Consider the following 14,226-nt stretch of genomic DNA (forward strand, 5'->3'; position numbering starts at 1 on the left):
TGTGTTACAGCCAATCATAGATTTACCTTATGAAATACATTAATCAGTTAGAACCTAATGAATTAATAGACAATTTTTTAGCCCATCCTCCGCAAGATTTTTCAGTTTGGCTGAGCGAAGATGGTGTGCCTATTTTTTCTGCTAAGTTTGATCTTCTTACCACTGCAGATGATGATTTCAGGCATAAAGTTCAGAAATTTCCTTTTTATAATAAATGGCGACGTTATTTAAAACCTCATACTTGTTTTGTTGGTGCTACTGTTTCGGAATATGCATTATTAACTGATAACGTTGATGCGAATCAATTGGCTGAACACCTTAAAGCAGCTTATGCTAAGCAGTATCCTTTTTTTATTGTTAAAGATATTCCTGTTGCGTCTCCTTTACTAAACGAAAAAGACAACCATTATTCAATGCATTTTATTTCGTCATTAAAAGAAAATGGTTTTATCGAAGTTGAAGGGCAGGCATTAGCTTGGGTTCCGATTGACTTTGCAAATATGGACGAGGTTTTTTTACGGTTTTCTTATAGCCGACGTAAAAATTTTAGAAGAAAATTAAGATCACGTGAAAAATTAAATATTAATGTTTTGCATAGTGGTGATGATTGTTTTTTTGATGATACTGTTCTAGATGAGTATTATCAATTGTATCTTAATGTTTATCAGCAAAGTGAAATACATTTTGACTTATTGACCAAACCGTTTTTTACCCAACTATTACAATGCAAAATCCAAAATGCACATATAGTGACTTATCACTATAATGATAGGTTGGTGGGGTTCAATATTTGTTTTGTTGTTAATAATATGCTAGTTGATAAATATATCGGTATGGTTTATCCACAGGCAAGGGAACTTAATCTCTATTTTATAAGTTGGTTTGTTAATCTTGAATATGCTTTACAGCAAGGTTTTAGTCACTATATTGCAGGTTGGACTGATCCCGAAGTAAAAGCTTCGTTAGGTGCAAAATTCACCTTTACTAAACATCTTGTCTATATTCGCAACCCATTATTAAGAACCGTATTGCGTAGATTCATTGGTCATTTTGAAAGTGACAAGGAGAAAGTAACATGACATGTCCTATTATTCTCAATTTTGATAGAAGTGTTGGTGAAATTTGTCATGCTAAAACGATTGATTTTACCCAATGGCAAGATGCGATTCGTTTTGGTTGTACTAAGAAAAAATTTCACCAATTTAATGATGTGTTACAGCAATCTTTACCTGAAAGCCATGGCACGGTATTAATGGGTAGTGGTGATTATCACCATATTTCATTATTACTGATTGAAAATCTAGCTAAACAATACTCTGCCGAGAATCCAATTCAAGTCGTAATTTTTGATAATCATCCAGACAATATGCGATATTTGTTTGGTATTCATTGTGGTTCATGGGTTAGTTATGTGGCAAGTTTGCCTTTTGTTAGTCATGTACATGTACTTGGTATTACGTCTCATGATATTGGGCTTTTTCATTTTTGGGAAAATAGATGGTCAACGCTTTTTCATAAAAAGTTGACTTATTGGAGCTTGGAGGTTAATGTTGCATGGGCAAAAAAAATTGGTTTAGGGCACGCTTTTCGACATTTTGCAACACCAGATGATCTTATTGCGAGCTTTTTATCAGAACAGTATCACAGTGCACAACCCGTTTACTTATCGATTGATAAAGATGCATTGAGCGAAGATGTAATTCATACCAATTGGGATCAAGGTAAGCTACAAACATATCATATTCTTGATACTATATCATCAATAAAGCCTAGAATTATTGGTAGTGATATTACGGGAGAGCTATCTATATGGCAGCCATCAAATTGGTTCAAACGTTTACTCAGTTCGCTCGATAAACAACCTACCATATCGCCAGATAAGCTTATCAATTGGCAACGAGAGCAACATCAACTTAATTTAACCTTATTAAAGGCATTAGCAGTATAAACTGGCAAAAAAGTTTTAGGAAAGCAGGTATTTTAGGTATAAAGCCTTACCTACCTTCCCATTATTGTGATCAGAATTTAATGTTGATGATTGTGTAAATTTTGTTTAGATAATTTACTTTCTGCTAAAGCTAAAAAGAGAATACCTGAAACAATTAATATTGCACCTATAAACTTGAATAATGTAATAGGTTCGTGAAATAACCAGATTGAAACAATCATAACTGTCACAACTTCAAAATGTGATGCAGCAAAAGCAGGGCCTACAGGTGCTTTTTTTAATAATGTCATCCAAGTGAAGAAAGTAAGAATATATCCCACTATTGAAATATAAATCCAAGGATTGGTAAATACTCGAATTAACCATTGAATACTCATTTCTAATGGTTGAGCTTCGATAGCCGTTAATTTAAAACTACATTGCGCAATTGTGTCAAAAAAAAGCAATACAGAAAAGCCAATTAAATAAAATCTAGCCATATTAAGACATTCCTACAAAAATGACACCAGCAGTGATTAATAGCATCCCAATTAAGCGATAAATGGTTAGCAATTCTTTAAAAATAATTCGACCAACTAACATAATCGTAATGATATTAAATGAAGCAAGTAATACGCCTTGAGAAAGAGGGACTAAGGTTAAAAAGGCTAACCATAATAAAAATTCAGCAATATAAGATATAACACCAACCCAAATCCACTTATTTTTCGATAAATCTAGCCAGTAGTACCAACCATCGCGATTATTTGGTGCGATGGCTGCAAATTTAAAAGCGACTTGTCCTAGAGTATCAAAACAGATATTACTAATCCAAAGTATAATAACTAATGGTGACATTATGCTTTTATTCCTTCTGCGATATTATCAAAGAACGATGCACACTCTTTGATCACTTCACGACGTTGGCTGTCAATAGTAATTAAATGATAACTATCATTTAATACCACTAATTTTGTTGAGCCTGATACCGATTTTTCAACCAATTTGGCATTAGTTTCTATATTGGCGATATCATCATTGCCTGAATGCATAATTAAACAAGGCGAAATTACTTTAGGTAATTGTTTGCGCATCTCTTTTGCCAATAACTGCATTTCGGCAAGTGCAGGAAACGGGTTACCAGCAAGCCCTGCTGATGCCGCATCGCCACTTAACATGCTTTCGGACACTACTGCGCGAATGCGTTCATCTTTAAGTCCATAGGGTGGTTTTTCAATGAAAATCTTTTTTTGAAAAATACCCAATTTTTTAAAATAGACTAATAAGAAGAAAAGTTTTTTTGCCCAAAATGGCATACTCCAACCATCATAACAAAATGTGGGGGCTAAAACACCAACACCTTTAATTTGTTCAGGTCTATCGGCAGCAAGTTTTAGTGCAAGTAGCGCACCCATTGATAATCCAGCAACAAAAACATTATCTACATGCTGTGCTAAATAATCTGCGCCATTTTGTACGCTTTTATACCAATCTTGCCATGTTGTTTTACACAGATCTTCTTCAGTACCACAATGCCCAGCTAATTGGATTGCATAAACAGTAAATCCAGCTTTATTTAATCCATTAGCTAAAATGCGCATTTCATTGGGGGTACCAGTTAAACCATGAATCAAAAGTACGCCATTTTTGTTACCTGGTAGAAAGTAAGATAAATCTTGAATTGTACTCATTAATATTCCTTATTATTTTACCATCATGACAGGGATAACAGCATGTTGCGCCTGTTTTAATGCCGAGGTTACATCTGCGAAACTAGTAATCTTACAATGTTCAATTTTATTTTTTTCACAATAATTAACTAACTTGTCTTTGGCAAAAACGAAATCAACATTATGTGATACGCAATAGTCTGATGTGCCGTCACCAACATATAATATTTGCGAAAAGTGCTGTTGTTTTTTTACATGATTACATTTGCAATTGCCACTTTGCTTAATACAGTCCTTATTTGCATAAGGAAACTCAAGGCGCCAACTGCGTGCATTATTATGCATCAATTTATTAGCAAAAATAGGTAAATGTTCAATACCATGACGTTTTAAAATAAACTCAATGGCATAATCTAAACCGTCGCTGAGCACATGTACGGGAATATTGTTCTGTTCTGTATAATGAATAAAAGATTTAAAATCTGGGTCAATTTCAATTTGTGATAAAACTTGATTGAGTTCATCTAAGCTTGCATCCATTAATGCAATTTGTTTACTCATACATTCTTGAGAGCCAATTTTACCGTTAACCCACAATTCTTCAAGCTCATCACAACCATTTTGACCAAAGTGGCTTAGTAAAGTATCGGTGACATCTTTAACACTAATCGTACCATCAAAATCACACAAAACAATTGGCGTGTGATTTTGTGGATAAGATGGATGAAAAAGTTGGTTTGCTATTGATGAAAAAGTATTCATTTTGATAAAAAATAGTCTATTTATAGATATTGGCGTAAATTCTCTCATAGAGTGGCTATAAACTTTGTAGCCTCTTTGTATATATTTTGTAACGGGAAAAGAATTATCTGTATAATGAGGTATCTCTAGGTACAAGCTACAGTAATCGAGAACAGATAATGAGTGAACGTATATTAATCATTGAAGATGATCAGCGCTTAGCCAATTTAATTCAAGTTTATCTAATTCGGCAAGGATATCTTGTTGAATGGCATAATAGTGGCGAAGGGGCAGAAGAAAAGATTCAACAACTTAATCCCGATATAGTTATTTTAGATGTAATGTTACCTGTAAAAACAGGTTTTGATATTTGTCGAGATATTCGTACATGGTTTAGTAATTTTATACTGATCATGACAGCAAGTGAAGATAATATTGATGAAATTGTTGGGCTTGAATTGGGAGCGGATGATTATTTAGCAAAACCAGTTGAACCCAGATTATTACTAGCGCGAATACGAGCTTTATTACGACGGAAACAGATAGAAACCGACAAAGACAATACGAAAGAGTTTGTTTTACCACAGAATAATAAAACTTTAATATTTGATAATCTAGTCATAGACGGTGAAAACCGAAAGGTACTCTTGCACGAGCAAGAAATTGATTTAACCACTGCCGAATTCGATCTGCTATGGTTGCTTGCTTATAATGCTGGGGCAATTCTTTCTCGAGATGATATTTTTTCTCAAGTAAGAGGGATCGATTTTGATGGTAGTGATCGTTCTATTGATGCTCGTGTTTCAAGACTTCGTCGTAAATTACTTGATGATCCAGATAATCCATCTCGCATCAAAACAGTGCGAGGAAAAGGCTATTTATTTATGCGAGAAGGAGAAAATCATTGAGTCAACTATTAGCCAAGCCGTTGTTTTTTAATCGCCGTATTGTATTTTATCTAGTTATTTTACTTTTATTGCAAAGTATTATTGCTTATGGCGCTTTATTGGTTTTTGATTCATTACCTTCATCATTAACCGATATGCCAGATGATCATGTCGTATTTCGTGAATCTCAACGAGGTACAGTGAATCTGATTCGTATGCAAATTAAAGAACATAAAGATCGTTCCCTTCAAGAAGTGGTTAATGAATTGCAACCTTATTTTGGTTACCCTATCGAAGTGTTACCAATTAACACACCGTTACCTGATACTGTACTTAACGAGTTAAAAAAACTTGGATTTTCTTATGATGGTGATAATGAGGTTGTTTATATAGATTTAAAAGATGGTAATTTGCTTCAATTAGGTCCGATTGTAATGCGGGATATTTTGGCATCCAATACTATGTCATTGACCATCTTTCTTGTTATTTGGGCTTTGTTTAGTGCTATTGTTTTTTTTATTTTAATTTATATGGCTTTTAGTGCCGTATGGAAGGATCTAGTTAATATCAGACAAACTGCCGAGCAGTTAGGACAAGGTAATTTAAAAGCCCGAACCGAAAATGTTAAAGGTTGGTTATTTAAGCCACTAGCAAATGTTTTAAATAATATGGGAACGCATATTGAACATCTAGTTGGTACCAATCAAACAATCTCACATGCAATGGCTCATGAATTACGTACTCCTCTTGCCCGTATGCGATTTGAACTTAGTATGCTTGAAGATTCAACCGATGAAAAGGAGAGATTTGCGCTACAAAAAGGCATGAGTGATGATATTAATGAACTTGAGACATTAATTAATGCTAGTTTAAATTACTTTAAAATGCAGCAAAGCAATATTGAACTAAACTTCACGAGGGTATCATTAAAACAGTGGAGTGAAAAAGTTTGCCAATCCCTAACATTATTTAAACCAAAAGGATTTGAACTAACTTGTAATAGCCAAGAAGCATATGCAATGATTGATACTAATTTAGTTGAAACCATAGTTAAAAATTTGTTACTAAATGCTTTTAAATATGCTGCACATAAAGCAGTTTTAAATATCACAAAACAAGAAAATCGAATCATCCTTGAAATCGATGATGATGGTGCTGGTATTCCTTTTGATGCGCGTGAAAAAATATTTATGCCGTTTGCAAGGCTTGATACTAGTAGAACTCGAACTACGGGTGGCTATGGCTTAGGTCTAGCTTATGTAAAACTTATGGCAGAATTTCATAATGGTAAAGCTTTTGTTGTCACTAGCCCACTAGGTGGAGCAAGATTTGTGGTTTCGTTAAAATCAGGTGATGAATAAATATAATCAGTTATATTTTTTAGCAAAAAAAAAAAAACTTTCGATAGAGCGTTGATTTTATTCGATTTTTTGTTTTTGTGTTTTTCCCAAAAAAATATGTTTTTTTGTTAAAAATAGCAGGGTTTAATCAAAGACTAATTTTGTCGATGTGAATCGTTTGTTTTCCATTTCAGAAATAAGAAAAATTTGCTATATTCGTCACATAATAAGCAATAATATAGCAAATATTCTCAATTTGTTATTAATAAAGATATCATCAGAGGTTTTTTTATGAGCGGTTCATTACCGAGCGAGACAGATAATCGTCCATCTAATTTTATTCGCCAAATTATTGATGCTGATTTAGCAGCAGGAAAATATAAAACTACGCACACTCGCTTTCCACCAGAGCCTAATGGTTATTTACATATTGGTCATGCTAAATCAATATGTTTAAATTTTGGTATTGCGCAAGATTATAAAGGTAAATGTAATTTACGTTTTGACGATACTAATCCAGCTAAAGAAGATATAGAGTATGTTGAGTCGATTAAAGAAGATGTCCGTTGGTTAGGGTTTGAATGGGATGGTGAAATTTGTTACTCATCTGACTATTTCGACCAATTATATGAATATGCTATTGAGCTAATCAATAAAGGACTTGCTTATGTTGACGAGCTTTCAGCTGATGAAATCCGTGAATATCGAGGAACACTTACTCAGCCGGGTAAAAATAGCCCTTATCGTGATCGTAGCATCGATGAAAATTTAGCGCTATTTACCCAAATGAAAGAGGGAAAATTTGCCGAAGGAAAAGCATGTCTGCGTGCTAAAATTGACATGGCATCACCATTTATTGTGATGCGAGATCCAGTGTTATATCGTATTAAATTTGCAGAACATCACCAAACAGGTAATAAATGGTGTATTTATCCAATGTACGATTTCACCCACTGTATTTCAGATGCGATTGAAAATATTACCCATTCACTTTGTACACTTGAATTCCAAGACAATCGCCGTTTATACGACTGGGTATTAGATAATATTACAATCGAGGCACGGCCTCATCAGTATGAATTTTCAAGATTAAATCTTGAATATGCGATTACTTCAAAACGTAAATTAAATTTACTTGTGTCAGAAAAAATTGTTGATGGTTGGGATGATCCGCGTATGCCGACTGTTTCAGGCTTACGTCGTCGTGGTTATACACCAGCTTCGATCCGTGAATTTTGTCGCCGAATTGGTGTGACAAAACAAGAAAATACCGTAGAAATGAGTACTCTTGAGTTTTGTATTCGCGAAGATCTTAACGAAAATGCGCCTCGTGCTATGGCGGTGCTTGATCCGGTTAAAGTTGTCATTGAAAACTTCTCGGATACTATTGACGAAGTGCTTAATATGCCAAATCATCCAAATCGTCCTGAACTGGGTCATAGAGAAGTCACTTTCACTCGTGAAATCTATATTGATCGTGCGGATTTTCGAGAAGAAGCCAACAAAAATTACAAACGTTTAGTATTAGGTAAAGAAGTGCGATTGCGTAATGCCTATGTGATTCGAGCAAATCGAGTTGAAAAAGATGCCGAAGGTAATATTCAAACGATTTATTGTAGTTATGATCCAGCAACCTTAAATAAAAATCCTGAAGATGGTCGTAAAGTCAAAGGTGTAATTCATTGGGTTTCAGCTAAATTTGCAAAAGCAGCTGAAATTCGCCTGTATGATCGTCTATTTAATACGCCAAACCCAGGTGCAGCAGAGGACTTTTTATCAACCATTAATCCTACTTCGTTAGTGATTAAGCAAGGTCTTGTTGAACCTAGTTTACAAAAAGCTCAAGCGGGGCAAGCTTATCAATTTGAACGAGAAGGTTATTTCTGTTTAGATAGCAAGTTTGCAACTGAAGATAAACTAGTGTTTAACCGAACTGTAGGATTAAGAGATAGCTGGAACGAGGCGTAATTTAATATGCTACAATTCGCCGGCTTAAGTCGGCGAATGCTCGCTACCACAATGACTTAAGCCAAAATCAAAACCTTTTATTGTCTCTATCATCTTACCTAATTAAAAATTATCAGTATTTAGATGTGTGGTGCACTCAATGGAGTAAATTTCTATTAAGTGCTTATTCTAGTCATTTTTATATTTTAGCTTTCATTTTTATGACTTTTTAACTTCGTTAAGTAATTTTAATGCAATAATAATTAATATGATAGCGCCAATAACTAAGCTAACCCAAATTAACCATTTAGGTAAAATGGAATCTCTTGTCGGATCATTATTTGCTTGGGATAATACTTTTTTACCTGCTAGTTTAATATTTTCACCAACAAAGGCTTGTGGCACATCAACTACAGATATTGAATCTGAAAGTAATGCTTTTTCACTTAACGATGCAGACGTTGCTTTTGCTGATCCCCAAGCTAAAATGAAGGGACCATTATTGGCGCTATTAAAAACAACACTCATGCGATTGCGGTAAGCTGTTAGTTGTGGTGCGTCATCAAAGCTTGCGTTGATGGCTTTAATTTTTAATTGTTTAATAATTAATCCAGCACTGATATGTTGGCTATGATCATTGCTATCTATGTTTCGAATAATATAGTCATCAAGGTTATGCCATGTTTTATCTTTGTCATCGGTTTTATAATAGATGCTAGTAGGTAAAACCATACGTGGGTTTTGTAGCTTAATTGATAACTCTCTAACTGGTTGAGGTGATGGTAACTGATAAGTTGCTTCTTGACCATCTGATGATGTTAGTTCGAAGTTAATTGGGAAAAGAGCTAATTTTGGTGTTTCTTTTCTTGAAGTAAATTCAATTTTTTTGACGTTAGGAACTGTGGATTGATCTGACTTTAATAATAAAATCCAATAGCGTGCTTTGTAATTAGTGTTTGTTGGTATATCAATTGTATTTACTTTAAGTGACTGATTACTATTGTTATCAGTCAAAGACATCATTGGAACATTATTGAGTGCAGTTTGCCAATTACTTAAATCTTGGCTATAAAGCAATTTAGCAATTGCTTGCCAATTTTGATTTTCAGCCACATCAAAATCAATGGATAAACGGCTTATGGCTTGTTCTAACTTAACATCTTCGGGAATTTGCAATAAATACCTTGCGGTATAGTCACCTTGGCTATTTGCTTTATCGAGATAAATTTGAACATCTTTATTGTTGATATTGATATTATACTGTTCAATCGCCATTTTGCTTTGATCTTCATCTTTTTTTTCATTTAACGCGTAAATAGCCACTGGAAAAGTTTGATTATTATCACTTTGCTGATAAACATTGACTAATGCATAAGGTACAGGCTGACCTTTTTGGTTAAAAATGCGAATATCATCTAATGAACTTGATAATGTTTGTGTATAAACATCATGAGTCAGTTCTATTCGGCTATACATGCTAGTATCGTTGGAGATATCAATCATGGCACCATAGGCATACTGATTAGTTTTGTCTATCGCTTGGCTAAATCCACTTATTAATAACAGCGAACTCAATAGAAATTTTTTCATAATTTTTTATCCATAATAATCAATGACATTCACGAATTTTTATTTATTGTTATATTAAACTGAATGATATTATCAGAATGATTTCTGAAAACGTCATTGTTAAACTTAAACCTATTTTTTATAGTGTATTTATTCATTAGTATTACCATTTTTTAACTTAGGTGGTAATGGTGCTAAATACCCAATTAACAGCATTAATAACGCAACACCAATAAAGGCAAATGCACGAAGTAATCCATCAAGCTCACGGATATCTACAAATATTAATTTAATAATAACGATCACTTGAATAAATTCACCGCTATACCATATTTTCCGAAGTGAATAACGGTGTCCAATAGTCACCAATATTACTGCAGTTAACATCCAAAGTAATGATGCAGTCATTTGGACAATATTATTGTGCCATAAAGAATTAGCTGTCCAAGATATGTCAAATATTTGGCTTAAGCAGCGTAAAACGATACTGTTTCCCCAGAAAAAGGTTAAAACAATTAAAGGCACTAGAACCATATTAGGTAATGGTATTTTAAAGCTTGCAAGATTCATTATCCTGCTATTTAGTTGTAAATGGTTTATTGCAAGTTTTAACCAAACGCTAAACATCATTAAAGTAAAGATTGCACTTTCTTCAAGTGGATTAATGATAGGAACATAATTCCAATAAATGATTTGGCCACTCATACTAAGCCCAACTATTAAATAAAATCCTAAATAGATAACAACAGGTAATAAACCTATCATCCAATAAGATTTAATTAATGATGTTGTGGTCATAATTTGGCGTTTAATCAGTGTATAAAATAGCAGAATAATGCTGCTAGCAATAGTTGCAGTTACACTCCATTTTATTACATCGTATCCCCATGGTAATTGGTTAAGTAAATGAGTAGATTCTCGTGTTATCCAGTATAAAAACATCCAAAATAAACTGATGTGTAACATATCAAATAAACGATGGGTATTTTGTTTATTTATTTTATAACTACGATTTACAATACTGTTTGTGATAAGTGTTTTTTCAATATGTAAATAATAGTAAGCACTAACAAAGGCTATGACCCAAACCACGCTCCAAATGCCAGAGTTTAATAAATAGCAGGATTCGGCATAACTTTTAAACAAAGCTAGTAATATCATTAGCCATAAGGTTAACCCAGAATAACAGAGCTGATGCCAATTGATTTTTTTCCCAACGATATACCATAGCCATGAAGAAAAAGTGAAGCATAATAAAATTGGTAATACTTTTGATGTTGTATTGTCAATATGTAAATGAACACTTGATAAAATCCAGATTACCCAAAATATAACAGCAACAGCGATAAACATCGTTTTAAGTAAATTATTTGTAGTAATTCTACGACCATAGCAATGCCATAAACAGGCATTCACTAGCAAAATGGCACTTATAATACCAAGTAGTAGTGTAAGTGAGCTCGGATTTAATTGTTCACATTCGAAAGATATACAAGCGGAAACAATACCAAATAATGTAATTGCGACACCTAATAAAGCAGTACGATAATGTTTTTGCGAAAGCATAATCCAACTTAATGCTGTTCCTTCAAATAACCAAATTGTGGCAGTCCAATTGGCACTAAAGGCAAGTGGAATAGCCAACGTACTAAATGATAGACCAATGGCCAAGCCATAAAGCGAGATTTTTTTTGCTGAAGATTTCAACAAGCGCAGAATGAAATAAGAGCCAATAATATAAAACAGACCAAATGCCAATGATGAAAATGCAGGTCCAAATTCCCACTGATTGGTAATAGAATATTGTAATGCAAAACCGGATAACGGTGTGCCAAATAGTAAAATTAAATCAATAGCATTTTGATTATGTTCTTTATTAAAACTTCGAACCGAGAATAAAACAGCTAAAATACCATAAATTAACATATTGGCGATGATAAATATTTGGCATTCAATGTAAAACTCAGGGCGGAAATTACACATTCCCCATAGTAGAGATATTACAAAGGTGAATAAAAATCCTAATAAATTAAGTATTCGCCAAGACTGCCAGATGCTAACAACTAAAATAGCACTGGAAATCATCAAATAATAACTAAATAAAGCAATATGATTGCCTGAACCATTGGATAGTAAAATCGGTGTCACATAACCGCCGATACTGGCTATAATTGCTAGACTCATAGCTCTTTGCAAAATGGAAAATAAAATGCTTGTTGAGCAAATAATTAACAAAATAGCAAACGTAATTAACATAGGTACAAGTTCGTATAACCTATAGGCGGCAAATATGGTCAGATATAAAATAGCAAAAGCACCGCCTTGTAGTATTAAGGCGTAGATTTCTCGTTTATGTCTTAATTTCCAACCGATTCCTAACAAAACAAAACCTAATACTAAGCTTCCTAAGATTCTGATCTCAGGTGAAATATAATCATGTTCAATACTGTATTTAAATAGATAGGTTAGACCTAAAAATAAGATCACAATAGCAATTTTGGCAATTACATTGCCTTTAATTAACCAATTTAAAAAAATAAATAACGGATTGGGTCCAGTATTTGTAACTGGTCTGTATTGTGGGTTAAATGGATCTGCTGTTTGTAATACAGCTTCATCAAGATTGATTTTTTCTTGTTCTGGAGTTTCTATCGCCAGAGATTCGCTAGCTAATGTTGGTAACTCTTCTTCCTGACTGAATTCTTGATATTGAGAATCGGGTTGTTCTACTGTTACTGAATCAAGTTGCATATTTTCTTGTAACAGGGCGGGGTCATTTTGCTCATTAAGTTGCAAAAGTCCATCGTTTAAATGGTTATTATTAGCTGCACAAGGTAAAGAAATTTCGGTTGGAGGCTCTATTTGAACAGCAATATCCGCTGTTTCTTCAGTAGTATTGCAATTTGAATATTCAAATTGCGAATTAGTATTATCGTGCTCAATATCCTCTTTTTCATCTGAATTTTCTTCTAACTCAGCCGAACTATTTTGTTGATAAAGTTGTTCTTTGAGTGATAAAAGGGTTTCTTGTACCTCTGTTAACTGAATTCTTAACCGGACAATTTGATCTTTCAAACTAGAAAGATTAATAAATGCCACTATAATTATTACTACTGCGAAGAATAAGAAATAAAAAAGAAATTCCATACCAATTTTTCCTTATATTTTTTATTTCATGATCACTTATTTGTTTTTATCGTTAATTAAAATATTAAGTTAGTATTTTGCTGATGAACAGTAAATCAGTAATTAATCAATAAATCAATATGTTTGAATAAACTATCATTAGAGTAACTTGATAATAATTTGTTTTTTTATTTAGAATTTTAGTTAATTGAAATTTCTTTGCTAAAATTTAACAGTTAAATGAAATATAAAAGCTCTAGTACTAAATATCTTATAAATGCTTGATTTTACTAAAAACCTAGATTACACCATGAAGTGCAATTCTTCTTAACTCCTTCGAATAAAAGGAGGCAGGGCTTTTAAACTTATGCCGTTTTCTTGGGCGTGTGTTCAATAGATATTGTATTTTCTTTATCTCTTTGTCGTCAACTAATGAAATGGCCGCTGGCTTAGGTATAAACTGACGTATTAAGCCATTGGTGTTTTCATTTGTGCCTCTTTGCCAGCTTTTATAAGGCTCCGAAAAGTACACGGTGGTGTTTAAATAATACTCAATAGCATGATGATAATTAAATTCGGTTCCATTATCAAAGGTGATGCTTTTAACCATTTTTTCAAACGGCGTTAGCAATTTTATTATCATATCTCTCGTTTCGGAGGCGGTACGTTGATTGAGGCGCCCAATTAATACTAGCCCTGTTTTGCGTTCAACTAATGTCACCAATGCTTGCTTGTCTTTACGGCTCCCTCCCAATGTCCTCGCGTTTTCCGGCTTTCTACATAACTTGGACGTTGTTTAATTGACCGTTTATAACGGCGGTCTCCTTCTTTAATACTCGGTGCCTTACAATGCCTATAGGCTTTGCCTTTTCGCCTTAGATAAGGTTTGAATTGTTCATAGCGCGCTTTATTTTGATAAAGATAGTTATAGATTGATTGGACGCTGACTTTCTTTAAACGTGCAGCAATCTGCTCTGGGCTGTAATAAAGCATGAGGTATTTTTCAACTTGGCGCCATA

The 14,226-nt window shown here is 33.6% G+C and carries 12 protein-coding genes and 1 pseudogene; 5 read left to right on the forward strand and 8 right to left on the reverse strand.

All coding sequences use genetic code 11. From position 1 onward, the window contains the following. Positions 1 to 29 precede the first annotated feature (29 nt). The gene (locus tag A9G37_RS08160; RefSeq protein WP_065575199.1) at positions 30 to 1,079 is read left to right on the forward strand and encodes a GNAT family N-acetyltransferase; all 1,050 of its coding nucleotides are present in this window, start codon (positions 30 to 32) and stop codon (positions 1,077 to 1,079) included. After that, positions 1,076 to 1,948 (forward strand): arginase family protein, encoded by an 873-nt coding sequence (locus tag A9G37_RS08165; RefSeq protein WP_065560839.1) that lies wholly within the window; start codon positions 1,076 to 1,078, stop codon positions 1,946 to 1,948. Before A9G37_RS08160 ends, A9G37_RS08165 begins: the two co-directional genes overlap by 4 nt. Before the next feature lie 77 nt (positions 1,949 to 2,025). On the opposite strand, the gene A9G37_RS08170 is transcribed toward A9G37_RS08165, so the two are convergent. Genes A9G37_RS08170 through A9G37_RS08185 form a run of 4 tightly spaced genes read right to left on the reverse strand, consistent with a single transcriptional unit; the run spans position 2,026 to position 4,359 of the window. Beyond that, positions 2,026 to 2,427, reverse strand: coding sequence for a DMT family transporter (locus A9G37_RS08170; RefSeq protein ID WP_065575200.1), 402 nt, complete (start codon positions 2,425 to 2,427; stop codon positions 2,026 to 2,028). Between the two features lies 1 nt (position 2,428). After that, positions 2,429 to 2,785, reverse strand: a complete 357-nt coding sequence (locus A9G37_RS08175) for an EamA family transporter (protein WP_034914277.1) — start codon at positions 2,783 to 2,785, stop codon at positions 2,429 to 2,431. After that, positions 2,785 to 3,618 (reverse strand): alpha/beta hydrolase, encoded by an 834-nt coding sequence (locus A9G37_RS08180; protein ID WP_065575201.1) that lies wholly within the window; start codon positions 3,616 to 3,618, stop codon positions 2,785 to 2,787. Before A9G37_RS08180 ends, A9G37_RS08175 begins: the two co-directional genes overlap by 1 nt. 12 nt (positions 3,619 to 3,630) lie before the next feature. After that, positions 3,631 to 4,359 carry an MtnX-like HAD-IB family phosphatase gene (locus tag A9G37_RS08185; protein ID WP_065575209.1) on the reverse strand — a complete coding sequence of 243 codons (729 nt, stop codon included), beginning with the start codon at positions 4,357 to 4,359 and terminating at the stop codon, positions 3,631 to 3,633. Between the two features lie 158 nt (positions 4,360 to 4,517). On the opposite strand from A9G37_RS08185, the gene A9G37_RS08190 reads away from it, so the two are divergent. The 3 genes from A9G37_RS08190 (at position 4,518) to glnS (ending at position 8,533) form a co-directional block, all read left to right on the forward strand. Next, positions 4,518 to 5,246, forward strand: a complete 729-nt coding sequence (locus A9G37_RS08190; protein ID WP_065575202.1) for a winged helix-turn-helix domain-containing protein — start codon at positions 4,518 to 4,520, stop codon at positions 5,244 to 5,246. Further along, positions 5,243 to 6,586: an ATP-binding protein gene (locus A9G37_RS08195; RefSeq protein WP_065575203.1), complete on the forward strand. Its 1,344-nt coding sequence runs from the start codon at positions 5,243 to 5,245 to the stop codon at positions 6,584 to 6,586. The genes A9G37_RS08190 and A9G37_RS08195 overlap by 4 nt, the downstream gene beginning before the upstream one ends. A 270-nt stretch (positions 6,587 to 6,856) precedes the next feature. Then, positions 6,857 to 8,533, forward strand: a complete 1,677-nt coding sequence (gene glnS, locus A9G37_RS08200; protein ID WP_065575204.1) for a glutamine--tRNA ligase — start codon at positions 6,857 to 6,859, stop codon at positions 8,531 to 8,533. A 198-nt stretch (positions 8,534 to 8,731) separates the two neighbouring features. Here glnS and A9G37_RS08205 read toward each other — a convergent pair whose 3' ends face one another. From A9G37_RS08205 to A9G37_RS12585, 4 genes and pseudogenes are all read right to left on the reverse strand, one after another. Beyond that, positions 8,732 to 10,102, reverse strand: coding sequence for a DUF3999 family protein (locus A9G37_RS08205; protein WP_065575205.1), 1,371 nt, complete (start codon positions 10,100 to 10,102; stop codon positions 8,732 to 8,734). Between the two features lie 129 nt (positions 10,103 to 10,231). Continuing rightward, complete coding sequence (locus A9G37_RS08210) at positions 10,232 to 13,228, reverse strand: DUF2339 domain-containing protein (protein ID WP_065575206.1); 2,997 nt, start codon at positions 13,226 to 13,228, stop codon at positions 10,232 to 10,234. Between the two features lie 277 nt (positions 13,229 to 13,505). Continuing rightward, positions 13,506 to 13,961 (reverse strand): IS30 family transposase, encoded by a 456-nt coding sequence (locus A9G37_RS08215; RefSeq protein WP_081297699.1) that lies wholly within the window; start codon positions 13,959 to 13,961, stop codon positions 13,506 to 13,508. After that, a pseudogene (locus A9G37_RS12585) lies at positions 13,925 to 14,226 on the reverse strand (hypothetical protein); the annotation flags it as partial. The gene A9G37_RS08215 and the pseudogene A9G37_RS12585, both read right to left, overlap by 37 nt.

This window comes from Gilliamella sp. GillExp13 (assembly GCF_001690815.1).
In the GTDB taxonomy this organism is placed as follows: domain Bacteria; phylum Pseudomonadota; class Gammaproteobacteria; order Enterobacterales; family Orbaceae; genus Gilliamella; species Gilliamella bombi.

Excerpts from the sequence above, each read along its gene's own strand:
- A9G37_RS08210 (WP_065575206.1), bottom strand. The coding sequence starts at position 13,228 with ATGGAATTTCTTTTTTATTTCTTATTCTTCGCAGTAGTAATAATTATA.
- A9G37_RS08175 (WP_034914277.1), bottom strand. The coding sequence starts at position 2,785 with ATGTCACCATTAGTTATTATACTTTGGATTAGTAATATCTGTTTTGAT.
- glnS (WP_065575204.1), top strand. The coding sequence starts at position 6,857 with ATGAGCGGTTCATTACCGAGCGAGACAGATAATCGTCCATCTAATTTT.
- A9G37_RS08190 (WP_065575202.1), top strand. The coding sequence starts at position 4,518 with ATGAGTGAACGTATATTAATCATTGAAGATGATCAGCGCTTAGCCAAT.
- A9G37_RS08165 (WP_065560839.1), top strand. The coding sequence starts at position 1,076 with ATGACATGTCCTATTATTCTCAATTTTGATAGAAGTGTTGGTGAAATT.
- A9G37_RS08205 (WP_065575205.1), bottom strand. The coding sequence starts at position 10,102 with ATGAAAAAATTTCTATTGAGTTCGCTGTTATTAATAAGTGGATTTAGC.
- A9G37_RS08180 (WP_065575201.1), bottom strand. The coding sequence starts at position 3,618 with ATGAGTACAATTCAAGATTTATCTTACTTTCTACCAGGTAACAAAAAT.
- A9G37_RS08185 (WP_065575209.1), bottom strand. The coding sequence starts at position 4,359 with ATGAATACTTTTTCATCAATAGCAAACCAACTTTTTCATCCATCTTAT.
- A9G37_RS08170 (WP_065575200.1), bottom strand. The coding sequence starts at position 2,427 with ATGGCTAGATTTTATTTAATTGGCTTTTCTGTATTGCTTTTTTTTGAC.
- A9G37_RS08160 (WP_065575199.1), top strand. The coding sequence starts at position 30 with ATGAAATACATTAATCAGTTAGAACCTAATGAATTAATAGACAATTTT.